The sequence below is a fragment of the Bacillus thuringiensis genome (assembly GCF_001182785.1).
GTDB classification, from domain to species: Bacteria; Bacillota; Bacilli; order Bacillales; family Bacillaceae_G; genus Bacillus_A; species Bacillus_A thuringiensis_S.
The window spans coordinates 3,580,593-3,603,340 of record NZ_CP012099.1 but is presented as its reverse complement, the minus strand read 5'-3'; the positions used below and the strand labels follow the sequence as shown (position 1 = coordinate 3,603,340).

Below are 22,748 nucleotides of genomic sequence, written 5' to 3'. Positions count from 1 at the left end.
TTGTATATTTAGTCATCCTTTGAATTGTAAAGTTTTTTTAGTGATTTGTAAGTGGAGATGCAAAATTGCATATAAAATGATGAGGATCTTTTTTTATATGAGATTTTTATTTTTTAAAATCTGAAAATTAACATTTGTGAAAATGTTGAGAAAGGATGTAAAATAAGAACGTGTATTCTTACAGAGTAGATAGTATTGCCACTAAATAGGGAGGGTTTCTTATGATATATCGAATTAAAGATGCAGAAATATACTATGAAATTGTGGGAGAGGGTAAACCGGTCATTATCATACATGGCTGCTCCCCTGACCATAGGTTAATGATGAAATGTATGGAATCAGTATTTCAGAAATATGAAGGTTATAAGCGAATATATATTGATTTACCTGGTATGGGAAAATCGAATGCTCCAAATTGGGTAAATAGTTCAGATCGTATAGTAGAAGTGCTTATCACATTTATTGAGGAAATCATTTCTACTGAAAAATTTTTATTAATAGGAGAATCATATGGAGGCTATTTAGCCAAAGGTATACTTACAAAGATGTTTGAGAGAGTTAGCGGATTACTATTAGTATGTCCTGTTGTTGTAGCGGAGCCAGAAAAAAGGATTCTTCCAGATAAACAGGTAATTGTACAAGATGAGGAATTTTTAAATACGCTTACTTCCACGGAAAGAGAGGAATTTTGTGAGTTAGCTGTAATAGCAAATCAATATACATATACGCGATTTAAAGAAGAAATTAAGCCTGGGTTAGATGTTGCTAATTATGAATTTATTGAAAGGTTGCAAAAGAATTACTCTCTTACTATGGATTTTCAGCGTGAAAAATATGAAAAGCCCGTTCTTTTACTGACTGGAAGACAAGATATATCAGTAGGTTATCAAAATATTATAGAAATTATTGAAGAATATCCAAGGGCAACATTAGCAGTGTTAGATATGGCAGGGCATAATTTGCAAATTGAACAACCTGAATTATTTGAAAGTTTAGTAGGAGAATGGATTAGACGAACAAATCAGCACGTTTTATAAAGTATTTTAGTATTACGCTTAAGTGTTGAAATGGGATAAATGAACGTGATTTATTAACTAATAAACAATTTTAAGGAGAAATTATGAGCACATATATTTATATGGTTAGACATGGTGAATCACTAAAACTAGAAGGAAATGAAAGAATGCGCGGGTTAACTGAGAAGGGACATATGGATGCCCGTAGAGTAAATGATATATTAAAAGCGGAGAGAATTGATACTTTTATTTCCAGTCCCTATAATCGGGCTATGTTAACGATAGAGGAGTCAGCTAATTTCCATGAAAAAGAAATAGTAGTATATGAAAATCTTAAAGAGTGTATGTTTTTAAGTGAGGATCAGGTTATATCAGACAAAGAGGTGTATCCACTTGTACAGAAGATGTTCTCTAATCCGGATTTTGCAAGAACGGAAGGAGAGTCGTATGCAGATTGCCAGAGAAGAGTAGTGAAAGTATTAAAAGAAATCTTAATGGATTTTCAAGGACACAAAATTGTAATTGGTACACATGGGCTTGTCATGACAGTAATGATGAACTATTTTGATAAACAATATGGTTTTGAATTTTTAATGAATACGTCAAAACCGGATATATATAAGATGGAGTTTAAAGAAGAACAATTAATGAATGTAGAGAGATTATGGAAAGCGGAATAAAATTAGGTGCATGGATTTTGTTGTAAAAGTTACTTTTATAGCAAAGTCTTTTTTTGAATAGAAAGCATCTTTATCAACTATTTTTAGAATGTTAAATCAATAAGTAATTATTCAGTATTTGAATAAATTATGGGGAAATTGGTTTAGGGAAACAATTTTAAATATGTCAAAACTCCAAACGTTGGATTTATATTCAATAGGAGAAAAAGATGTAGAATTTTGTCTTACAGTCCCCGTTTACTTTTCATTTCATTACATATAGGCTTTGTGGTGTAAGGGGGGACATCACCTTTACGCAAAATCTATAAGGAGGTCATTGTAATGAAACAGATTAAAAAGTTTGCGGGAGTTGCTTTGGCGGGGACAATTGGATTAAGTGGACTACTGTTTTTAGAACCAAGTGTAAGCGTTGCGGAAGCACAGCAAGTGAAAGTGGAAAATTTTAATACAATTGATGTAACGATGAACCTAAGTGAATTGTATGTATTAAGTGGCAGAAGCATTGATATTCTTTCTGGAGATAAAGAAGCAATTCAGTTAAATAAATACACAATTAGTTTTAATAAACCTGGGAAGTATGTGATTAAAGTAAATGGCTGTATTCATGATGATGTATATACTTTTATTGTAAATGAGTAGTATATATTCTTAAATTGCGAGATAAAAACAGAAACACCCTATTTGCGGTGAGAGTCGTAAATAGGGTGAATTTATTTGTATTAAGCTGTACTTTAAATATGTTCACTAATTTTCTTTTTGTTATGTAAAGTATGTAAAAGTGTTTGAAACATCTTAAATGCTTGCTGAAAGATTGGACTTTGAATAAAGGTGTACAGAAAAGTTACGATGAAAACAGGACCTCCTAGCATAAATCCAATAACTAGTACAATACATTCTACTATGATTCTAGCACGGCTAATAGAAAGTCCTGTTTTGTCGGAAATAGTAAGCATGAATCCATCACGGGGGCCAGCGCCAATCCCAGCCGCAACGTACATACCTCCCCCGATACCTGTAATGGCAATACCAGAAAATAAAATGAGTAAGTTTATCCATAAATAATTACTAGCGTCTGGAAGCATGTTTGATTGTAAGAAAAAGTCCATAATGGGACCGATAAGTAGTGCATTCAAAAATGTACCCACATTTATATATTTTCGATCTACTAGTAAAGATATTAGAACGAGACATAACCCACATATGACACTCCACGTACCGATGGTCCATCCAAACTTTTGGTAGAGAGCCATATTTAAAACTTCCCAAGGGTGCAAGCCTAGAAATTTAACTTTGACTGCAAGAGCGTTTCCAAGGCCAAAGAAAATTAATCCTAAGAAAAAAAGAAAATAGCGAAAGAGAGTTAGCCTCATCTTTAAAACCTCCCATATTTTATAATTATGTATGTTACCTGTTCCGGTTTTAATGTACAAATATTATGTCTTTTTATCATTTGTTTAAATGTGTTAACAATGCAAATGAAATATACATCTTCACAGTCAAAAAAGTTAAAATATTTCGTTTTAAGGATTATAATGGAGAGAGAAACATAAAAGGGAGTGAATGAACTTGAAACAAGAACTTATTGAAAGATTTACGAGATATGTAAAAATTGATACGCAATCAAATGAAGAAAGCAATACAGTACCAACAACACCAGGACAAATTGAGTTTGGTAAGTTATTAGTGGAAGAGCTAAAAGAAATTGGGTTAACAGAAGTAACGATGGATGATAATGGCTATGTAATGGCAACACTTCCAGCTAATACGGACAAGGATGTTCCTGTAATCGGATTTTTAGCTCATTTAGATACGGCAACAGACTTTACGGGGAAAAACGTCAAACCACAAATTCATGAAAATTTTGATGGTAATGCAATTACGTTAAATGAAGAACTAAATGTTGTGCTAACACCAGAGCAGTTCCCAGAATTACCATCATATAAAGGACATACCATTATTACAACTGATGGTACAACACTTCTAGGAGCAGATGATAAAGCTGGTCTTACAGAAATTATGGTTGCAATGAACTATTTAATACATAATCCGCAAATTAAGCACGGGAAAATAAGAGTAGCATTTACACCGGATGAAGAAATTGGTCGTGGGCCAGCGCATTTTGATGTAGCGGCGTTTGGTGCATCATTCGCTTATACGATGGATGGAGGTCCATTAGGTGGTTTAGAGTATGAAAGTTTTAATGCTGCAGGTGCTAAGTTAACGTTTAACGGAACGAATACACATCCTGGAACAGCGAAAAATAAAATGCGCAATGCAACTAAACTGGCTATGGAGTTTAACGGGTATTTATCAGTAGAAGAGGCACCAGAATATACAGAAGGCTATGAAGGATTCTATCACTTACTTTCTTTAAATGGTGATGTTGAGCAAAGTAAAGCGTATTATATTATTCGAGACTTTGATCGTGAAAATTTTGAAGCGCGTAAAAATAACGTTAAAAATATTGTGAAGAATATGCAAGAAAAGTATGGCGAAGATGCAGTCGTTTTAGAAATGAATGATCAATACTATAACATGCTGGAAAAAATTGAACCGGTAAGAGAAATTGTTGATATTGCATATGAAGCAATGAAAAGTTTAGATATTGAACCAAATATTCACCCGATTCGCGGAGGTACAGATGGATCACAATTATCATATATGGGATTACCGACGCCGAATATTTTCACTGGTGGTGAAAACTATCACGGTAAATTTGAGTATGTTTCGGTAGATACTATGGAAAAAGCTGTTCAAGTTATTGTAGAAATTGCAAGACGTTTTGAGGAGCAAGCTTAAAAAAGAACCAAGTAGTACGAATGTGCTACTTGGTTCTTTTAATATAGTACTCGCCACAAATAAAAAGTCGCATAAGACTCCCAATTAGCCCAGTTTGCTGCAAAATCTTTTATTTCATTTTTAGTCGGTTTATTTTCGGAGCCTATTATAAATTTAATTGCATTATGCAGACCAACATCATCAATTGGAAAAGCTGAAGGAAATCTTAAACAACGCATTAAAACATAGTTGGCAGTCCATGGGCCGATACCATGGATAGCAGTTAACTGTTTTTCAGCAATTTTTATATTTTGTGTTTGTAGTAACTCCTCTTTTGACAGTTTTCTCTCTGTAATAAGCTTCGCAATACCGATTAAATATTCACATTTTCTAGTCGTCATTTTTAATTGTTGGAGATCTTCTAGATGTAGATTTGCAATTGTTTCAGGTGATGGGAAAATCCAATGTTTTCTACCGTCCCATTCTACATAACTTCCAAATTGCTCAACTAATCTTCTTTTTAGTGTATAAGCATATGCTAGGTTAATTTGTTGACCGATAATTCCCCAGGAAAGTGCCTCAAATAAGTCTGGAATACCTAAATTACGAAGGCCATAATATTGTTCAATTGGTCCTTGAAGGAGTAAATCATGTTTAGCTAATGTATAAAAAGGGGCTAAATCAGTAGTTAAATCAAACCATTCTTTTACATAGTTGGCTACAGCCTCACGTATCGATTTTTCAGATGTATATGATTCTTCTAAACAACGTATTTGAATATTGCCATCAGTATTCAAACTAATTTCAACTAAAGGATTTACATCTTGAACAGGGATAACTTTATAAATTTTGTTGTCTTCAATATGGAACATACATTCATTGTTCGAACGTGATAGATAGCGTAAATTTTCTTGGAAACAAAATTCTTTCGGAACTGCTACAGATAATGCGCTATTATATTCTGCTGTCATATGAATTCCACCTGCAATTTTTCTAATGCAAGCAATTTTTTCTTCATGTCTAATCCACCCCTAAATCCGGTTAGTTTCCCACTCTTCCCAATAACGCGGTGACAAGGAATTGTAATAAGAAGAGGGTTAGCAGCAATAGCGGAAGCAACGGCGCGCACAGCTGTAGGTTTTTGAATTCTTTCAGCAATTTCTGTATAAGAATATGTCTTTCCATAAGGAATTTCACGTACCGTATTCCAAACAGATAATTGAAAATTAGTTCCATAAGCATCGATAGGGAATGTAAAAGTTTCTCGCTTGTTTTCTAAATACTCGATAACTTCTTTCGTATATATTTGCAAGTAATCTGGACTATGGATCAATATATGTTGGGGCAGTTTTTTTCTAGCCCATATATTTAATTCTTCAAAGTTTTCATCTTGTGATCCAATGAAACATAGTCCATTTTCAGTTGCAGCAATATGAAATCGCCAATTCTTATGTGTAAGTAGCGTCCAATATATATAATTATTTTTGTAGGAATTCATTATCGTATCCCTCTTTCATTTCGTTCTTTTTTCGATATTCAGTAGGAGTAAATCCGGCTTTCTTTTTAAATAAAGTTGCGAAATACTCTGGGTTTTCTATCCCGACAGCAGTACTAATTTCTTTAATAGATTGATTTGTGTGTAAAAGGTATTCGGTTGCTTTAAGAACCCTGAATTGTTGTATATATTCTATAGGAGTTAGCCCTATTATTTTTTTGAAAGTACGCTGCAAATGAAAAGGGCTACCGTGACACATTTCCGCAAGCATGTCGAGAGTTAAGGATTCGTCATAATGCTTTTCGATATAGTCTTTAATTTGTTCTACCCACTCTTCATTAGGCAAAGTGATCCCGTTTGGCTTACAACGTTTGCACGGGCGAAAGTTTTCACTTAATGCTTGTTCCGCATGATGAAAAATTCGTACATTGTTTCTATTCGGTATTCTTGATTTGCATGATGGTCTGCAAAAGATTCCAGTTGATTTCACAGCATAAAAGAATTTGCTATCATAGGAAGAATCATTATGAATAATTGCTTGCCAATACTCATTTGTTAATGTAACTCCTTCATTGTGCAAAGAACATCACCTCTGAAGTTAGTATAACCTGAATAAAGTGCGTATGTATGTATTCATAAATGTAAGAGCAAGATTACAAAGGTGGAAATATGATTGTTTTTCTATTTTGTGATAGCATGAAATTTGGAAATAAACATCAAGAGGAGGGCTAAAAGTGAAGTTAATTTCATGGAATGTAAATGGTTTGCGAGCAGTTATCGCAAAAGGTGGATTTTTGGAATATCTTGAGGAATCAAGTGCTGATATATTTTGTCTACAAGAGATTAAATTACAAGAAGGGCAAATTGATTTAAATCTAGAGGGATATTATACATACTGGAATTATGCTGTGAAAAAAGGATATTCAGGAACAGCTATTTTTTCGAAAAAAGAACCGCTTTCAGTTACATATGGTTTAGGCATTGAAGAGCATGACCAAGAAGGGCGACTTATTACTTTAGAATTCGAAGATTTTTACATGATAACGTTGTATACACCAAATTCAAAACGTGGATTAGAAAGATTAGATTACAGAATGAAATGGGAAGATGATTTCAGGTCATATATCAAACGATTAGATGAGAAAAAACCAGTTATTTTTTGTGGAGACTTAAATGTTGCTCATAAAGAAATCGATTTAAAAAATCCAAAAAGTAATCGTAAAAACCCTGGATTCTCTGATGAGGAACGAGAGAAATTTACATGTATTTTAGAAGAAGGGTTTGTTGATACGTATCGTTATCTTTATCCTAATCAGGAAGGTGCATATTCGTGGTGGTCGTATCGGATGGGAGCGAGAGCAAAAAATATTGGATGGCGTTTAGATTATTTTTGTGTTTCGGAAAGAATGAAAGACCAAATAACAGAAGTGAAAATTAATAGTGAAGTAATGGGGTCAGACCATTGTCCAGTTGAATTACATATAAATTTCTAAAAAAGAAGTATCTCCCTAATATTAGGTGGATACTTCTTTTTTTATTCAGTTTGTTAAAATTTTTCAAATCATTCTTGAAATAATTCTATATTAAATATATACTTAGTAACGATAATCATTATCAGTGAAAATGATTATCAAATGATGAAGGTGTAAAAGAATTATAGTCTAGGGGAAGTGAACGAGAATGAGTTCTGGATAAAATTATTAATCTAATGAAATATATATATGGGACAAGATTCATATAGTTAAATTTTATTGAGAATATAGTTTGAAAATTCGAGAGGAGACATATAAAGATGAACAAGAAATTATTTACTTTAGGGATGGTTACAGTTTTAAGTGTAGGTTTAGCGGCATGTAATAGTACGGATAAAACTTCAGGCGAGCAAAAACAACAGACGAAAGCTACGGAAACGAAAAAAGATGAAAAGCGAAAAATTACATATTTAGGTAAAGAATATACAGTGCCAGCAAAAGTAGATAAAATTGCGACAGCTAGTTTAGAGTCAATGGAAGATGCGGCAGTACTTGGAATTAAACCAGTTGGTGCCATTACTGTGGGTGGTAAATTACCGAAGTATCTTGAGAAAGATTTAGAAGGTGCGAAATCTGTTGGTGAGAAAATGGAACCAAATTTCGAAACATTACTTCAATTAAAACCAGACGTTATTACATCAAGTACGAAATTCCCAGCAGAAACAGCTGAAAAGTTTACGAAAGTAGCTCCTACATTCCCGGTATCACACGTTTCAACAAATTGGGAAGATAACTTAAAGTTAATGGGAGAATTAACTGGTAAAAAAGATAAAGCAGAAAAAATTATTAAAGACTACAATTCGGATGCTGAAAAAGCAAAAGCAAAACTAGGAGATAAGTTAAAAGATAAAAAAGTACTTGTCATTAGACTAAGAGCAAATGACTTATTCCTATACCCAGAAGGAGTATACTTTAACCCCGTAATTTATAAAGATCTTGGACTAACTGCTCCAGAACAACTTAAAACGGTAAAAGCACAAGAAAAAATTTCTTTAGAAAAATTAGCTGAAGTTAATCCTGATTATATCTTCTTACAATACGAGGCAAGTGAAAATAATAAACCGAAAGTGCTAGAAGACATTGAAAATAATCCAATTTGGCAAAGTATGAACGCTGCGAAAGAAAAGAAAGTATTTGTAAATGTTGTAGACCCAATGGCACAAGGTGGTACAGCTTGGAGTAAAACAGCATTCTTAAAAGAAGCAGTGAAAAATTTATCTAAATAATACAATAAGTAAGGTGCGTTGAATGATATGCAGAAAACAAATGCAGTACCAGTAACTATATTATGTATAGCACCCATACTCATCTTATTTACAGTTATACTTTCGATTTTGTATGGGGCAAAAAGTATTGACGCTGAAACAGTGTGGAACGCATTATTTCATTTTGATTCAAGCGATGTAAATCATAATATTATTATTACTTCACGTTTACCAAGGGTAGTTGCAGCTCTTTTAGTCGGAGCATTTCTAGCCATATCAGGAGCACTTATGCAGGGGATGACAAGAAACTATCTTGCATCCCCTTCTATTATGGGTGTGACGGATGGTGCTGCCTTTGTTATTACACTTAGCATGATTTTTCTTCCGGGAATGTCATCAATTGGTATGGTTTTATGTTCAATGATTGGTTCTGCACTAGGAGCCGGTATCGTGTTTGGTTTTGGTTCGCTCCTTCAAAATGGCTTATCACCAGTTAGGTTAGCGATTATAGGAACAGTTATTGGAACATTTTTAAGTAGTGTATCGGCTGCAATGGCTTCGTATTTCCAAATTTCTCAAAATGTTAGTTTTTGGTTTAATGCAAAGTTAGATCAAGTAGATCCTAATATCATTAAAATCACGATACCGTTTGGGATAATTGGAATAATTTTAGCACTGTTAATATCAAAATCTATTACCATTCTTTCATTAGGCGAAGAGGTTTCTATTAATTTAGGGCAACGTACAAAACTAGTTAAAGCGATGGCAATTTTATCAGTTATCTTTTTAACAGGAACAGCAGTTGCTTTAGTGGGGAAAGTTGGTTTTGTAGGTTTAATTATTCCGCACATTACCCGCTTTATAATTGGGGTAGATTATAAGTGGATTTTGCCATGTGCAGGAGTTATTGGTGGCGTTTTCTTAGCGTTATGTGACGTTTTAAGTAGATTTGTAAACTATCCATTTGAAACACCTATTGGAGTCGTTACCTCTTTAATTGGAATTCCTTTCTTCCTTTATTTAATCCGTACTAGAGGAGGAGAGAGACATGCTTAAAAGTTCAAGTCAACGTTTCGGAATGACGATGGGGATTATTATATTTTTAATACTATGTGCTATTTATATTAGTTTAACAAATGGTACGTTCGACATTACGATTACAGATGTATTTAAAACACTGTTTAGAATTGATCCAGTACCAGAACATGATTTAGTTATTTTTGAGTTTCGCCTTCCGCGTATCATAATTGCTGGATTAGTAGGATTAGGCCTTGGTGTTGCGGGTGCCGTTATTCAAGGGATTACGAGAAATGGGTTGGCGGACCCAGGTATTTTAGGCGTAAATGCCGGAGCAGGAACAGCGATCGTCATTTTTATGTTTTTCTTTCAAGGACAATTAAAAAGCACAGACTGGGTTTCTATTATGATGATGCCAATGTTTGGTTTAGTAGGCGGATTAGGTGCAGCTATCATCATTTATCTGTTTTCTTGGAAAAACGGTAAATTAGATTCACAGCGACTTTTATTAACAGGGATTGCAATTGGATCAGGATTTGGAGCCTTTTCTATGTATTTATCACTCAAAATGAAGTCAACTGATTTTGAAATGGCTGCAGTGTGGGTGTCTGGAAGCATATATAGTGCGAACTGGAAGTATATTGTGGCTATGTTACCATGGCTTATTATCTTAATTCCGCTTATACAAAAGAAAGCTTATTTATTAGATTTATTTCAATTGGAAGAAACGAGTATTACAAGTTTAGGTGTTTCAGTAGAAAGAGAGAAATCGATTTTACTATTAAGTAGTATCGGGCTTGTGAGCGCATGTGTTGCTGTTTCAGGGAGTATCGGTTTTATTGGCTTAATGGCACCGCATATAGCGAAAAGGCTTGTCGGTATTCAACATAAGTATATAATTCCTACGTGCGGCGTAATCGGAATGTTTCTTGTAATTGCTTCAGACTTTATTGCGAAAACAGTTTTCACACCTGTAGAGCTACCAGTTGGAATCGTTATTTCTATTGTCGGTGTACCGTATTTCTTATATTTACTTTATAAGGCGAAAGCGTAAGAGGAGGAATAAAAGTGAGTATTTTAAGTGCAAAAAATTTAGAAACAAGTTATGAAAAGCTTACAGTGTTTCGCGATTTAAATGTGGAAATACAAGAAGGAAAAGTAACGACAATTATAGGCCCAAACGGTTGCGGTAAATCGACATTGTTAAAAACGATGGGAAGAATTTTAAAACAAAAAAGCGGAAAAGTATATTTGCAAGGGCAAGATTTACATACAATTCCAACGAAAGAAATTGCGAAGCAGTTAGCTTTACTCCCGCAAACTCCAATTGCACCAGGTGAACTTAAAGTGGAAGAATTAATTTCTTATGGACGCTATCCACATCGCAATAACGTAAATAAGTTAACGACAAAAGATAAAGAAATGATTGATTGGGCATTAGATATAACGAAAACTTCTGAATTTCGAACGAGACAAATTGCAAATTTATCAGGCGGTCAAAGACAAAAGGTATGGCTAGCGATGGCATTAGCACAAGAGACAGAAGTGTTGCTATTAGATGAGCCAACTACATACCTTGATATGTCTCATCAATTAGATGTATTACAAATTGTGGAGAAGTTAAATAAAGAACATAATTGTACGGTTGTTATGGTATTACATGATATTAACCATGCATCAAGGTTTTCAGATGAAATTATTGCAATGAAGGAAGGCGAAATTGTTACAACTGGTAGCCCAGAAGAAATCATTACAAATGAAGTGTTAAAAGAAGTATTTCATATTGATGCGCGTGTCATGATTGATCCGTATAATGGGGCTCCTGTTTGTTTCGGTTATGATAGCGTTGTATCTCAAGAAGAAAAAATCGAAATATATGTAACAAGTTAAAAGGGGGGGATAGGGTGAATACTACAATTGAAAAACAGCAGATTATAACATCTAATACAGAGCAGTGGAAAATGTATTCAAAATTAGAAGGTAAGGAATATCAAATTCATATTTCAAAGCCGAGGCAACCAGCACCGGATTCAGGATATCCTGTTATTTACGTATTAGATGGCAATGCCTTTTTTCAAACATTTCATGAAGCAGTTAAAATACAATCAGTAAGAGCGGAAAAAACCGGTGTTTCACCAGCTATTATAGTAGGAGTGGGGTATCCAATTGAAGGCGCATTTTCAGGGGAAGAAAGATGCTATGATTTTACGCCTAGCGTAATTTCAAAAGATGCCCCTTTAAAACCAGACGGTAAACCGTGGCCTAAAACAGGAGGAGCACATAATTTCTTTACTTTTATTGAAGAAGAACTGAAACCACAAATTGAAAAGAATTTTGAGATTGATAAAAGTAAGCAAACGTTATTTGGACATTCTTTAGGTGGACTATTTGCTTTGCATATACTATTTACAAACTTAAATGCTTTTCAAAATTATTTTATTAGTAGTCCATCTATATGGTGGAATAATAAATCCGTTCTTGAAAAAGAAGAGAGCCTTATACATGAATTAAACAATGCTAAGTTTGAAACAGGAGTGTTCCTTACAGTTGGGTCACTAGAACGAGAGCATATGGTTGTAGGTGCAAATGAATTATCAGAGCGCCTTCTCCAAGTAAACCACGATAAACTTAAATTTAAGTTTTATGAAGCTGAAGGGGAGAATCATGCATCTGTTGTGCCGACGTCTTTAAGTAAAGGGTTGAGGTTTATTAGTTACGTATAGGAAAAAAGGTAAGCAATTGCTTACCTTTTTTCCTTATTGTTTAAAGGCAACGTATCCATCAATTAAAAAACTAGTGAAAAAGCGAGTCATTTGAGTAAAGCCACATTCCTTCATGATAGTTAATAAATTAGCTTCGGAAATAGGGAATATTTCTGTTTCAAAAGAATTTTCAAATCGGTCCCAATCTTCTAATGGAATTTGATTTTGCATCATATGGTTGCGCCAAGCATGTAATTGTGTAGAAAATATACTCGTATGGGGCACACCATTTATTGAAGAGAGAAAGAATGGCGCACCAGGCTTTAGGCGACTACTGATGTCATTAATAAGTTCTTTTTTCTCCTTATTAGTTGGAATGAAGTGCAGGACAAGCATACAGGTGGCAGCGTCAAATAACTGATTTGGTAATAATGTGTGGATAGTTCCATGTACAAGATGAACATGATTTTGTATGCCTTCGTTTTTAATTCTTTTTTTAGCTAACTGTAGCATGCTTTCAGATGGATCGACACCTGTAAAAGATAAATTACTATTTTGTTTGCCTATTGAGAGAATTTCTTGTCCGCCACCAGCACCTATAACTAGCAAATTGGGATTGGTATTCTTTTTAGGGAGTGTAGTAAACAAGAAATGATTCATCATTTCATATAAGTGGTAGTAGCCTGGGATTTTACATGGAATTCTTTGTTCATATGAATTTACGGTAGTATCATTCCAATTCATTTTAAACCTCCTAAGTATGTGTTTTATAGGTTTATTATGAAATGAAATTATGAAGGGGAACAATCCCGTAAATCTGGGGGGGGAAGAGGATGCATGAAAAAACAATGAAAGAAATTACAATGGTGGCGAATCATATAAGTTCTATAAGGTCATTTCAAGAGTCATTTCTCCACTTGATACGTAAAGTCATTGATTTTGACGCCGCTTGTTTTACAACTATAGACCCGATTTCTTTTTTATCTACTGGGGCATTTACCGATGAGAGTGTTGAAAAGATTCATCCACAATTGTTTATGAATGAATTTTTAGAAGATGATTTTAATAAATTTAAATGTTTAACAGAACACTCCCCTCATGTTGCTTCTCTAAGTATGGCGACAAATGGTGAACAAAAGAAAAGTTCGAGATACCGAAATATTTTAAAACCAGCAAATTTTGGAGATGAATTAAGGGGCGTTTGTATGAGTAAGGGAAAATGTTATGGCCATCTTAGTTTATTTCGAGGAAGTACAAGTCCCGCGTTTCATATCGATGATTGTAAGTACTTAGCAACGATAGTCCCAATTGCTGGAGAGGCTTTAAAGAAGGCAGTTCCTATACCTTTTTCAGAAGAGAAGGTGATAGGCACAGGCACGATTATAGTAAGTGAGGAATTTAATGTATTATATTGGAATCAAGATGGCAGCGAGTGGCTTTCAAATCTTAGAAAGTATGAACAGTTAAATATAAAAGAAATACCAAGACCAATACGTGCAGTTTGTTCGAAAGTAAAGGCTAACGAGTATAATGTAGGGTGTATGAATAGAGAAGAAAAAGTTTGTCTACCTTTAGCCTATGGCCATTTTTTAATCATTCGGGTTAGTAAGTTAGAACATACAAGTAGTTTTCAAGATGGTTATATTGTTCTATTCGAAAGAGCAAGACCGGAAGAGATTTTTCCACTTATTATGGAAACTTATAGTTTTACAATGCGTGAGAAGCAAGTAATACGTAAAATTCTTACAGGTATGTCGACAAAGGAATTAGCCCAAGAACTTTGTATATCTATATACACGGTACAAGATCATTTAAAATCCATTTTTGAAAAGACTGGGGTAAGTAGCAGAAATGAACTTGTGTGGGAAGTATTTTCGAAGTTTTGCTTTGATGCCACTGAACGAAAATAAAACAAGTCTACAAAGATCACATGAAGTACGGTGTATGAGTTGTAGAATTGAGCTTAAAAAGGTTATGGATGAAACATTCCATAACCTTTTTAATATGTAGAATTGTTCTTTTTGAAAGTTTTGTTTCAACTTTTCGTCTAAAGAGACAAAAAGTTGTCACAAATCGGTCACAATTAGCATAAACATAAAATAGACGAAATGAACTTATTTCCAAAAAGGCTTGGTTTATTCCAATCATGATTCTTAGAGCTGAAAAAGCATGGATTAAAAGTTCACTATATTCCCAAGGAGGTAGATCGTATGAAAACTATTCTTGCTATCGCTGGACTTATTTGGGTTCTATCGCATGGCATCCCAATTTATGAAGGAGAACAAATTCGCAGTGCTCTAAATAAAAATTTTAATGAATATCATATCATTGATCGGCAAGATAATGTTGTGACAGTTCGAGTAAATGACTGTTTTCATACGGTAACCGTTGAAGGAACTTCAGTAGTGAATGATACAAAAGTATGTGATCAGCAATAATTATATATGGAAAGAAAAAATTCTTGGATTAAATATCTGAAAATTAAAATTTAAACATTATAGACGAAGAATAAGCGGGGGCGGGTAATCCCCGCTTATTCTTGTTTCACTTTATTGAATTTTGATGAGAGATATAATGATTTTTTCGGCAAAAAGGAAAGGGTATACTGAAAATTGAGATTAAGAAGCTAATGAGTTGTTAAGAATAATCATAAAGTGTAAATATACTCTTATGGGGTATCATGCGTAGATATTTAATGCTATAATTGGTATACTCATAAAAAACAATTGTTTTATTGGATGAAGAGAAACTTTAAGAAGGTGATAATATGGATCATAAAGAGCATGAAGCAGTAACACATAGATCAGAAAAAGAAAAAGAACAGATTATAAATAGATTAAAGAGAATTGAAGGACAGGTCCGCGGTATTCAAAACATGATTGAAAATGATCGTTATTGCGTAGATATTTTAGTGCAAATTTCAGCGATTAATGCAGCGATGAAAAAAGTAGGAATGGGCGTTCTCAAAAATCATACGAGTCATTGTGTTTCAGGAGCTATTAAAAATGGAAATGGTGACGAAGCAATTGAAGAATTAATGACAGTATTTGAACGTTTTTCAAAAGCGTAAAAACAAGCTAGTATTTAACTGGCTTGTTTTTTTGTTTATCCTTATATTGGATTTTGGTGTATTGTAGTGAAAAAGTGTGTGTAAAATAAACTTTTAGAAAATAATTGAAAAATCATGATATAAAACCATTGATTACCTTAGGGGGGTATGGTAAGATGTAATTGTGATTAACAAACAATGAATAAACAAGAGGAGGATTTTAAATGGAACAGTTAACATTACAAGTTGAAGGTATGTCTTGTGGACATTGTGTAAATGCTATCGAAAGCAGTGTGAAAGAGCTAAACGGTGTTGAACAAGTGAAGGTTCAATTAGCAGAAGGAACTGTTGAAGTTACTATCGACTCGTCTGCTGTAACATTAAAAGATATCGTTGCTGTAATCGAAGATCAAGGATACGATGTTCAATAATTATTTTTAGATATGGAAATAAATCGTACTTTAAATGAAGTACGATTTATTTTGCTAATAATTATACCTCATAAGGGTATATAGAGGTGAGAGACATGAATGAAAAAAAAGAGGCCAATCTTCAAATATCAGGAATGACATGTGCGGCATGTGCAAATAGAATTGAAAAAGGTCTAAAAAAAGTAGAAGGTGTTCATGAGGCAAATGTAAATTTTGCGCTTGAAAAAACAAAAATAATGTACGATCCAACTAAAACAAATCCGCAACAATTTAAAGAAAAAGTTGAATCATTAGGATATGGAATTGTAAGTGATAAAGCTGAATTTACTGTTTTAGGAATGACATGTGCAGCATGTGCAAATAGAGTTGAAAAGCGTTTAAATAAGTTAGATGGTGTGAACAAGGCGACAGTAAATTTTGCTTTAGAATCAGCCACAGTAGACTTTAATCCTGATGAAGTTAATGTAAATGAAATGAAGAGCGCGATTACGAAGCTAGGATATAAATTAGAAGTGAAACTAGATGATCAAGATGCATCAACTGATCATCGACTACAAGAAATTGAAAGACAAAAGAAGAAGTTTATTATTTCGTTTATTTTATCTTTCCCATTATTGTGGGCAATGGTTAGTCATTTCGCATTTACGTCGTTTATTTATTTACCAGATATGTTAATGAACCCTTGGGTGCAACTAGCACTTGCAACTCCTGTTCAATTTATCATTGGTGGACAGTTTTATGTTGGGGCTTATAAAGCGTTACGTAATAAAAGTGCTAATATGGATGTTCTCGTGGCGCTTGGAACGTCGGCCGCGTATTTCTATAGTGTATATTTAAGTATTCAATCTATTGGTTCTTCGGAACATATGACAGATTTATATTTTGAAACGAGTGCGGTACTTATTACATTAATTATTTTAGGTAAATTATTTGAAGCGAAAGCAAAAGGGCGCTCATCAGAAGCGATTAAAAAATTGATGGGTTTACAAGCGAAGACAGCTACAGTTGTGCGAGATGGAACAGAAATAAAAATTTTGATTGAAGAAGTAGTAGCTGGTGATATCGTCTATGTAAAGCCTGGTGAAAAAATACCAGTAGATGGTGAGATTGTAGAAGGAAAATCAGCGATTGATGAATCGATGTTAACGGGTGAAAGTATTCCTGTTGATAAGTCAATTGGGGATGTAGTAATAGGTTCGACAATAAATAAAAATGGTTTTTTAAAAGTGAAAGCAACTAAAGTAGGCAGAGATACTGCATTAGCTCAAATTATTAAAGTAGTAGAAGAGGCACAAGGTTCAAAAGCTCCTATTCAAAGGGTAGCGGATCAAATTTCAGGTATTTTCGTACCGGTTGTAGTTGTGATTGCGATTATCACATTTGCAGTATGGATGATATTTGTTACACCTGGTGATTTTGGCGGAGCACTTGAGAAAATGATAGCAGTACTTGTTATCGCTTGTCCATGTGCATTAGGTCTTGCAACGCCTACATCTATTATGGCAGGATCAGGAAGATCAGCTGAGTATGGTATTTTATTTAAAGGCGGAGAGCATTTAGAAGCAACGCATCGATTAGATACAGTTATTCTAGATAAAACAGGTACTGTGACAAACGGAAAGCCTGTGTTAACAGATATAATTGTAGCAGATGGATTCCATGAAGAAGAAATACTACGTTTAGTAGGTGCGGCAGAAAAAAATTCTGAACACCCACTTGCAGAAGCGATTGTAGAAGGAATTAAAGAAAAGAAAATTGATATTCCAAGTTCAGAAACGTTTGAAGCGATTCCTGGATTCGGTATCGAATCAGTCGTAGAAGGAAAACAATTATTAATTGGCACACGTCGATTAATGAAGAAATTCAATATTGATATTGAAGAAGTTTTAAAATCAATGGAAGAGCTAGAACGAGAAGGAAAAACAGCAATGCTTATTGCAATCGATAAAGAATATGCTGGTATAGTTGCCGTTGCAGATACTGTGAAAGATACTTCAAAAGCAGCTATCACAAGACTGAAAAAAATGGGTCTAGACGTTGTGATGATTACAGGAGATAATACACAAACTGCTCAGGCGATTGCAAAGCAAGTTGGTATTGATCACGTAATTGCAGAAGTATTGCCAGAAGGAAAAGCAGAAGAAGTGAAAAAATTGCAAGCAAATGGTAAGAAAGTAGCGATGGTTGGAGATGGGATAAATGATGCTCCTGCTCTTGCTACAGCGAACATTGGTATGGCAATTGGAACGGGAACGGATGTAGCGATGGAAGCAGCGGATATAACGTTAATCCGCGGTGACTTAAATAGTATTGCTGATGCGATCTTTATGAGTAAAATGACGATAAGAAATATTAAACAAAATTTATTCTGGGCATTAGCTTATAACGCGTTAGGAATTCCAATTGCGGCATTAGGCTTCTTAGCACCTTGGGTTGCTGGAGCAGCGATGGCATTTAGTTCTGTATCTGTTGTATTAAATGCATTACGATTACAAAGAGTTAAATTAAAAGCTTAAAAAGCTACATTAAGTAATTGAATAGAATTAAAAAACAATACTTTGAATAAGTATTGTTTTTTTGTTCGTATAGAAATTAAAACGATATAATAAAGAAGAAATATGGAGTCGTATATAGTAGAAAAGTAAAGAGGTAGTTTGGTAAGGAGACTTATATATGTTAAAAGATATTATAATTAGAACATTCCAGAAAGAAAATTTAGATCAAGTATTACAATTGTTCTATGAAACAGTTCATACGGTTAATGCAAAAGATTATAATGAGTTACAGCTACAGGCGTGGGCACCGGATCGACTAGATAGAGAAAGCTGGTTAAAGTCTTTAGAAAAGAATATTAGTTATGTAGCGGATCATAACGGTGTGATTGTGGGGTTTGGAGATTATAACGATGATCATTACGTAGATCGCTTATTTACGCATAAAGATTATCAAGGGAAAAGAGTCGCTTCATACATACTACAGAAGTTAGAAAAAGAAGCAGTGAAATTGGGGCATAGGGAGATATATACAGAGGCGAGCATTACCGCAAAACCTTTTTTTGAAAGTAAAGGTTTTATTTGCATAAAAGAACAAAAGAAACAGCATAATGGTCAGATTTTTATTAATTATGTTATGAAAAAAATATCCTTCTCATAAATGAGAAGGATATTTTTCATTATTTTACAGCTTCTTTTAGTTCTTTACCAGCTTTGAAAGCAGGTACTTTAGAAGCTGCGATTTGCATTTCTTCACCAGTTTGTGGGTTACGGCCTGTACGAGCAGCTCTTTCACGAACTTCGAATGTACCGAATCCGATAAGTTGTACTTTTTCACCAGCAGCTAAAGTGTTAGTGATTGATTCTACTACAGTTTGTACAACTACAGTAGCTTCTTTTTGAGAAATCTCAGCATTTTGTGCTACGTTTTTAATTAATTCTGTTTTGTTCATGTTTTTCACCTCATATGTAAATAATGCTATTTAAGTTGTTATTATAACGTATAAAACATTCGAGAACAAGTGTACGTACATATATTCGCAAAAAAAATGAAATTTGTAATATTTTTTAGGACACTTTATAGACATTCCATTTAAGCGGACAGAGATTTGTTCTTCATTTCAGTCTTCTCTTGATGAGAAGGTAGTTTCTTATTATAAGATATGAAGTAAGGTAGTGCTACAAATAACATACCTCCTACTAAATTTCCAAAGAAAACAAAAATAAAGTTTGGAAAATATTCAGCCCAAGTGAAATGACCGGCAAAAATTGCGGCTGGGATGACAAACATATTTGCTACAACGTGTTGAAATCCAATCGCAACAAAAGTCATAACTGGGAACCAAATACCGATAATCTTTCCGATAAATTCTTTACTTCCCATACTGAGCCAAACAGCTAAACAAACGAGCCAATTACATCCGATTGCAGAAATAAATGCTTGCAATGGTGTATCTTGTAGTTTCGCTTGAGCGATAGAAATAGTTTTCGCTAAAAAAGCTCCTTCAGTTAAGCCAACGATATGACCGAAAAAATAGGCTACGAATACAGCTCCTATGAAATTGCTAAATGTAACAATAACTAAATTTCGTATGAAATGAAATAAAGTAATTTTCTTTTGGAGCCAGGCCATAGAAACTGTCATCATGTTACCAGTTATTAGTTCACCGCCTGCAAGAATAACGAGAATAAGACCAATAGGGAATACAGCAGCGCCTAGAAAACTAGAAAATGATCCCCAATATTTTGGCATTGTCCCAATAACATGAATATCGAGTAAATACCCTAATGCGATAAAAGCACCACCAAAAAAACCAAGAATTAGCATAGGGAGCAATGATAAATGAGCTTTTTTCCTTCCTGAATTCGCAGCAAGTTCCGTAATTTCTTCTGGTGTAAATACAGACATGAATAACCCCTCCGTAATAAAATGATGGAATGAATAGAAAAAATTCAAAAATCTACGTATTATAAAAATATGTTATGACTTCTGTATAAAATTGTCAAAGTGAATATGGAGGGAATTACATATTAATAACATTGTTCATGTTGTCACATTAATGTAACAATAAGGATTTAAAGTGTTTCTAGAGGTGAAAACATGAATACGAATCATGTAAAAAAAGAACGAAAAAAATCAATCATAAAGATATTTATTATTAGTTTTATAAGTATATTAATGATACCAGTAAGTTTGTATTATTATGCGACAGAAATAGAACGAAAACTAGTAACGGTTACATGGAATGAAATAGAAGCTTCTGCAATTCCTAAAGAATTTAATAATAAAAAAATATTACAGTTTTCAGATGTACATTTAGGACCAGAGTTTACACTGAAACAACTTGAACATTTAGTGGAGAAGATGAATGAATTACATCCAGATATAGTAGTTTTTACCGGAGATTTAATAGATAAATTTGGGTCTTATAATGCGGAAAGAGAAGAAGCGAAGGCTATTTTGCAGAAAATTTACGCTCCCTTAGGGAAATATGCTGTGTTTGGGAATCATGATAGGGGCGGGGGCGGTAGTTTATTTTACAAAAAATATATGGAGGAAGCTGGTTTTTCTGTATTAGTAAATGGAGTGCAGAAAATTAAAGTGGAAAACGGCAAATATATTACAATATCAGGTTTGGATGATTTTCTATTAGGGAAGCCGCAAATAGATTCAACTTTAAAAAACTTGAAACAAAATGATTTCAACATGTTATTAGTACATGAGCCGGATGTTGTAACCAAAATAAATCGTTACCCAGTTGATCTTCAACTGTCAGGACATAGTCACGGAGGACAAGTCCAAATTCCTTTCGTAGGTCCGTTAATTACTACCAAACTAGCTGAGAACTATGTTGAAGGTATGTATGAAGTAGAGGGGAAGAGTAAGCCGTTATATTTATATGTAAATCGTGGCATTGGGACTACTAGGATGCCTGTTAGATTTTTGAGTGTACCTGAACTTTCAGTTTTTGTGTTGAAGCAAAATAGTGACTAGAATAGTAGGAGGACTTTTAGAGAAAGTTCTCTTTTTTATTGATTAAATACTGAATGTTATGTAAGTTTTATTTAATGTGTTAAATAAAGAAAGGGGAATTTCTATGATAGAAACATGGCATAAAGAATTGGAAAGTTTATATAACCAAATAGTTTCATGGCGAAGAGATTTTCATCAATATCCAGAGCTATCGTTTCAAGAAATAGAAACGCCGAGAAAAGTAGCTGAAATCTTAAAAAGTTTTCATATTGAGGTGAAAACAAATATCGGGGGCAGAGGAGTAATCGGAGTAATTGAAGGTGGAAGACCTGGGAAGACGATAGCGCTACGTGCTGATTTCGATGCGCTACCTATCCAAGATGAAAAGCAAGTTTCATATAAATCAAAGATTCCTGGTGTAATGCACGCTTGTGGGCATGATGGACATACAGCAACACTTTTAGGAGTTGCAAAAATATTAAGTGACCATAGAGATCAGCTTTCTGGAAAAATAGTTCTTATACATCAACATGCAGAAGAAAAAGAACCTGGTGGGGCAATTGCCATGATTGAGGATGGTTGTTTAGAGGGAGTAGATGTTGTATTTGGTACACATTTATCTTCTCAAATGCCATTAGGAATTGTTGGGGCAAGAGCTGGAGCAATGATGGCAGCAGCTGATTCTTTTGAAGTGAAGGTTCAAGGGCGAGGTGGTCATGGAGGTATGCCGCATCATACTGTAGATGCTATTATCGTTGCAACGCAAGTTATTAACCAATTACAACTTTTAGTTAGTAGAAAAGTAGATCCGCTTCAATCTGCAGTATTAACAGTAGGCACATTTCATGCTGGTCAAGCAGATAATATTATTGCAGATACTGCTACATTTACAGGGACCATTCGAACGCTAGATCCTGAAGTGAGAGAATATATGGAGAAGGAATTTAAACGAGTTGTTGAAGGGATTTGTCAGTCTCTTCATGCTGAAGTTAATATTCAATATAAACGAGGCTATCCAATATTAATAAATCATGTAGATGAAACACGTCATTTTATGACGGTTGCGGAACGTGATCTTGGCAGAGAACGGGTCATGGAAGTACCACCTATTATGGGGGGAGATGATTTTGCATACTACTTAGACCATGTTCCTGGAGCATTTTTCTTCACAGGTGCGGGTAATGAAGAAATAGGAGCAAAATATCCACATCATCATCCTCAATTTGATTTTGATGAACAAGCGATGTTAATTGGTGGTAAATTACTTTTAAGTCTTGTAAATAGTTATGTAAGAGATGAAAAAGAATCTCTTCATCATGTAGAAGTGAAAAAGTAATTTACATAAATAAAAAACAACAATAGGTCCTATAACCTATT

25 protein-coding genes are annotated in these 22,748 nt (G+C 34.1%); 18 read left to right on the top strand and 7 right to left on the bottom strand.

The window, feature by feature from the left end; translation table 11 throughout:
• Nucleotides 1-221: 221 nt before the first annotated feature.
• The 3 genes from AC241_RS18475 (at nt 222) to AC241_RS18465 (ending at nt 2,335) form a co-directional block, all read left to right on the top strand.
• On the top strand, nt 222-1,037 hold the full coding sequence (locus tag AC241_RS18475) for an alpha/beta fold hydrolase (RefSeq protein ID WP_016080574.1): 816 nt from the start codon (nt 222-224) through the stop codon (nt 1,035-1,037).
• A gap of 83 nt (nt 1,038-1,120) precedes the next feature.
• Nucleotides 1,121-1,696 carry a histidine phosphatase family protein gene (locus AC241_RS18470; RefSeq protein ID WP_043936367.1) on the top strand — a complete coding sequence of 192 codons (576 nt, stop codon included), beginning with the start codon at nt 1,121-1,123 and terminating at the stop codon, nt 1,694-1,696.
• 321 nt (nt 1,697-2,017) lie between these two features.
• Nucleotides 2,018-2,335 (top strand): hypothetical protein, encoded by a 318-nt coding sequence (locus AC241_RS18465; RefSeq protein ID WP_029443086.1) that lies wholly within the window; start codon nt 2,018-2,020, stop codon nt 2,333-2,335.
• Between the two features lie 92 nt (nt 2,336-2,427).
• Here AC241_RS18465 and AC241_RS18460 read toward each other — a convergent pair whose 3' ends face one another.
• Complete coding sequence (locus tag AC241_RS18460) at nt 2,428-3,066, bottom strand: YczE/YyaS/YitT family protein (RefSeq protein ID WP_043936366.1); 639 nt, start codon at nt 3,064-3,066, stop codon at nt 2,428-2,430.
• 196 nt (nt 3,067-3,262) lie between these two features.
• Here AC241_RS18460 and pepT point away from each other — a divergent pair, with 196 nt between their 5' ends.
• The gene (pepT, locus tag AC241_RS18455) at nt 3,263-4,495 is read left to right on the top strand and encodes a peptidase T (RefSeq protein WP_043936365.1); all 1,233 of its coding nucleotides are present in this window, start codon (nt 3,263-3,265) and stop codon (nt 4,493-4,495) included.
• Nucleotides 4,496-4,533: 38 nt separating this feature from the next.
• Here pepT and AC241_RS18450 read toward each other — a convergent pair whose 3' ends face one another.
• From AC241_RS18450 to AC241_RS18440, 3 genes are read right to left on the bottom strand one after another with little or no spacing between them, the layout of a single operon-like run.
• Nucleotides 4,534-5,445 carry a DNA-3-methyladenine glycosylase 2 gene (locus AC241_RS18450; protein ID WP_043936364.1) on the bottom strand — a complete coding sequence of 304 codons (912 nt, stop codon included), beginning with the start codon at nt 5,443-5,445 and terminating at the stop codon, nt 4,534-4,536.
• Nucleotides 5,442-5,972: a methylated-DNA--[protein]-cysteine S-methyltransferase gene (locus tag AC241_RS18445; RefSeq protein ID WP_043936363.1), complete on the bottom strand. Its 531-nt coding sequence runs from the start codon at nt 5,970-5,972 to the stop codon at nt 5,442-5,444. The genes AC241_RS18450 and AC241_RS18445 overlap by 4 nt, the downstream gene beginning before the upstream one ends.
• Nucleotides 5,953-6,549: a bifunctional transcriptional activator/DNA repair enzyme AdaA gene (locus AC241_RS18440; RefSeq protein ID WP_050844440.1), complete on the bottom strand. Its 597-nt coding sequence runs from the start codon at nt 6,547-6,549 to the stop codon at nt 5,953-5,955. The genes AC241_RS18445 and AC241_RS18440 overlap by 20 nt, the downstream gene beginning before the upstream one ends.
• Before the next feature lie 154 nt (nt 6,550-6,703).
• Here AC241_RS18440 and AC241_RS18435 point away from each other — a divergent pair, with 154 nt between their 5' ends.
• The 6 genes from AC241_RS18435 to AC241_RS18410 all read left to right on the top strand — a co-directional run bounded on the left by AC241_RS18435 (nt 6,704) and on the right by AC241_RS18410 (nt 12,446).
• The gene (locus tag AC241_RS18435; protein ID WP_050844439.1) at nt 6,704-7,462 is read left to right on the top strand and encodes an exodeoxyribonuclease III; all 759 of its coding nucleotides are present in this window, start codon (nt 6,704-6,706) and stop codon (nt 7,460-7,462) included.
• A 299-nt stretch (nt 7,463-7,761) separates the two neighbouring features.
• Nucleotides 7,762-8,727: an iron-hydroxamate ABC transporter substrate-binding protein gene (locus AC241_RS18430; protein ID WP_016080583.1), complete on the top strand. Its 966-nt coding sequence runs from the start codon at nt 7,762-7,764 to the stop codon at nt 8,725-8,727.
• A gap of 27 nt (nt 8,728-8,754) precedes the next feature.
• Nucleotides 8,755-9,762: a FecCD family ABC transporter permease gene (locus AC241_RS18425; RefSeq protein ID WP_001173064.1), complete on the top strand. Its 1,008-nt coding sequence runs from the start codon at nt 8,755-8,757 to the stop codon at nt 9,760-9,762.
• Nucleotides 9,755-10,777: a FecCD family ABC transporter permease gene (locus AC241_RS18420; RefSeq protein WP_016080584.1), complete on the top strand. Its 1,023-nt coding sequence runs from the start codon at nt 9,755-9,757 to the stop codon at nt 10,775-10,777. The genes AC241_RS18425 and AC241_RS18420 overlap by 8 nt, the downstream gene beginning before the upstream one ends.
• 14 nt (nt 10,778-10,791) lie before the next feature.
• A complete protein-coding gene (locus AC241_RS18415) occupies nt 10,792-11,613 on the top strand; it encodes an ABC transporter ATP-binding protein (RefSeq protein WP_000025766.1) in 822 nt (273 codons plus the stop codon).
• A gap of 14 nt (nt 11,614-11,627) precedes the next feature.
• Nucleotides 11,628-12,446: an alpha/beta hydrolase gene (locus AC241_RS18410; protein WP_016080586.1), complete on the top strand. Its 819-nt coding sequence runs from the start codon at nt 11,628-11,630 to the stop codon at nt 12,444-12,446.
• A gap of 33 nt (nt 12,447-12,479) precedes the next feature.
• Here the strand turns inward: AC241_RS18410 and AC241_RS18405 are convergent, their stop codons facing one another.
• Nucleotides 12,480-13,169 (bottom strand): class I SAM-dependent methyltransferase, encoded by a 690-nt coding sequence (locus tag AC241_RS18405; RefSeq protein WP_050844438.1) that lies wholly within the window; start codon nt 13,167-13,169, stop codon nt 12,480-12,482.
• An 89-nt stretch (nt 13,170-13,258) separates the two neighbouring features.
• Between AC241_RS18405 and AC241_RS18400 the strand changes: the two genes are divergently transcribed.
• From AC241_RS18400 to AC241_RS18375, 6 genes are all read left to right on the top strand, one after another.
• Nucleotides 13,259-14,335: a helix-turn-helix transcriptional regulator gene (locus AC241_RS18400; RefSeq protein WP_050844437.1), complete on the top strand. Its 1,077-nt coding sequence runs from the start codon at nt 13,259-13,261 to the stop codon at nt 14,333-14,335.
• 300 nt (nt 14,336-14,635) lie between these two features.
• Nucleotides 14,636-14,863, top strand: a complete 228-nt coding sequence (locus tag AC241_RS18395; RefSeq protein WP_000849103.1) for a hypothetical protein — start codon at nt 14,636-14,638, stop codon at nt 14,861-14,863.
• A 329-nt stretch (nt 14,864-15,192) separates the two neighbouring features.
• On the top strand, nt 15,193-15,495 hold the full coding sequence (locus tag AC241_RS18390; protein ID WP_000349637.1) for a metal-sensing transcriptional repressor: 303 nt from the start codon (nt 15,193-15,195) through the stop codon (nt 15,493-15,495).
• Between the two features lie 203 nt (nt 15,496-15,698).
• Nucleotides 15,699-15,905 carry a copper chaperone CopZ gene (gene copZ, locus AC241_RS18385; RefSeq protein ID WP_000436973.1) on the top strand — a complete coding sequence of 69 codons (207 nt, stop codon included), beginning with the start codon at nt 15,699-15,701 and terminating at the stop codon, nt 15,903-15,905.
• Between the two features lie 95 nt (nt 15,906-16,000).
• Nucleotides 16,001-18,421, top strand: coding sequence for a heavy metal translocating P-type ATPase (locus tag AC241_RS18380; RefSeq protein WP_050844436.1), 2,421 nt, complete (start codon nt 16,001-16,003; stop codon nt 18,419-18,421).
• Nucleotides 18,422-18,578: 157 nt separating this feature from the next.
• Nucleotides 18,579-19,058: a GNAT family N-acetyltransferase gene (locus tag AC241_RS18375; RefSeq protein WP_016080590.1), complete on the top strand. Its 480-nt coding sequence runs from the start codon at nt 18,579-18,581 to the stop codon at nt 19,056-19,058.
• 19 nt (nt 19,059-19,077) lie between these two features.
• Here the strand turns inward: AC241_RS18375 and AC241_RS18370 are convergent, their stop codons facing one another.
• Complete coding sequence (locus AC241_RS18370; protein WP_001043904.1) at nt 19,078-19,350, bottom strand: HU family DNA-binding protein; 273 nt, start codon at nt 19,348-19,350, stop codon at nt 19,078-19,080.
• Between the two features lie 140 nt (nt 19,351-19,490).
• Nucleotides 19,491-20,306 carry a formate/nitrite transporter family protein gene (locus AC241_RS18365; protein ID WP_016080591.1) on the bottom strand — a complete coding sequence of 272 codons (816 nt, stop codon included), beginning with the start codon at nt 20,304-20,306 and terminating at the stop codon, nt 19,491-19,493.
• 192 nt (nt 20,307-20,498) lie between these two features.
• Between AC241_RS18365 and AC241_RS18360 the strand changes: the two genes are divergently transcribed.
• Both AC241_RS18360 and AC241_RS18355 read left to right on the top strand, forming a co-directional pair.
• Complete coding sequence (locus AC241_RS18360; RefSeq protein WP_016080592.1) at nt 20,499-21,392, top strand: metallophosphoesterase; 894 nt, start codon at nt 20,499-20,501, stop codon at nt 21,390-21,392.
• A 103-nt stretch (nt 21,393-21,495) separates the two neighbouring features.
• Nucleotides 21,496-22,707: a M20 metallopeptidase family protein gene (locus AC241_RS18355; RefSeq protein ID WP_050844435.1), complete on the top strand. Its 1,212-nt coding sequence runs from the start codon at nt 21,496-21,498 to the stop codon at nt 22,705-22,707.
• Nucleotides 22,708-22,748 lie beyond the last annotated feature (41 nt).

Excerpts from the sequence above, each read along its gene's own strand:
- AC241_RS18405 (WP_050844438.1), bottom strand. The coding sequence starts at position 13,169 with ATGAATTGGAATGATACTACCGTAAATTCATATGAACAAAGAATTCCA.
- AC241_RS18425 (WP_001173064.1), top strand. The coding sequence starts at position 8,755 with ATGCAGAAAACAAATGCAGTACCAGTAACTATATTATGTATAGCACCC.
- copZ (WP_000436973.1), top strand. The coding sequence starts at position 15,699 with ATGGAACAGTTAACATTACAAGTTGAAGGTATGTCTTGTGGACATTGT.
- AC241_RS18430 (WP_016080583.1), top strand. The coding sequence starts at position 7,762 with ATGAACAAGAAATTATTTACTTTAGGGATGGTTACAGTTTTAAGTGTA.
- AC241_RS18395 (WP_000849103.1), top strand. The coding sequence starts at position 14,636 with ATGAAAACTATTCTTGCTATCGCTGGACTTATTTGGGTTCTATCGCAT.
- AC241_RS18365 (WP_016080591.1), bottom strand. The coding sequence starts at position 20,306 with ATGTCTGTATTTACACCAGAAGAAATTACGGAACTTGCTGCGAATTCA.
- AC241_RS18400 (WP_050844437.1), top strand. The coding sequence starts at position 13,259 with ATGCATGAAAAAACAATGAAAGAAATTACAATGGTGGCGAATCATATA.
- AC241_RS18470 (WP_043936367.1), top strand. The coding sequence starts at position 1,121 with ATGAGCACATATATTTATATGGTTAGACATGGTGAATCACTAAAACTA.
- AC241_RS18355 (WP_050844435.1), top strand. The coding sequence starts at position 21,496 with ATGATAGAAACATGGCATAAAGAATTGGAAAGTTTATATAACCAAATA.
- AC241_RS18445 (WP_043936363.1), bottom strand. The coding sequence starts at position 5,972 with ATGAATTCCTACAAAAATAATTATATATATTGGACGCTACTTACACAT.
- AC241_RS18380 (WP_050844436.1), top strand. The coding sequence starts at position 16,001 with ATGAATGAAAAAAAAGAGGCCAATCTTCAAATATCAGGAATGACATGT.
- AC241_RS18370 (WP_001043904.1), bottom strand. The coding sequence starts at position 19,350 with ATGAACAAAACAGAATTAATTAAAAACGTAGCACAAAATGCTGAGATT.
- AC241_RS18420 (WP_016080584.1), top strand. The coding sequence starts at position 9,755 with ATGCTTAAAAGTTCAAGTCAACGTTTCGGAATGACGATGGGGATTATT.
- AC241_RS18475 (WP_016080574.1), top strand. The coding sequence starts at position 222 with ATGATATATCGAATTAAAGATGCAGAAATATACTATGAAATTGTGGGA.
- AC241_RS18450 (WP_043936364.1), bottom strand. The coding sequence starts at position 5,445 with ATGACAGCAGAATATAATAGCGCATTATCTGTAGCAGTTCCGAAAGAA.
- AC241_RS18390 (WP_000349637.1), top strand. The coding sequence starts at position 15,193 with ATGGATCATAAAGAGCATGAAGCAGTAACACATAGATCAGAAAAAGAA.
- AC241_RS18460 (WP_043936366.1), bottom strand. The coding sequence starts at position 3,066 with ATGAGGCTAACTCTCTTTCGCTATTTTCTTTTTTTCTTAGGATTAATT.
- AC241_RS18360 (WP_016080592.1), top strand. The coding sequence starts at position 20,499 with ATGAATACGAATCATGTAAAAAAAGAACGAAAAAAATCAATCATAAAG.
- AC241_RS18465 (WP_029443086.1), top strand. The coding sequence starts at position 2,018 with ATGAAACAGATTAAAAAGTTTGCGGGAGTTGCTTTGGCGGGGACAATT.
- AC241_RS18375 (WP_016080590.1), top strand. The coding sequence starts at position 18,579 with ATGTTAAAAGATATTATAATTAGAACATTCCAGAAAGAAAATTTAGAT.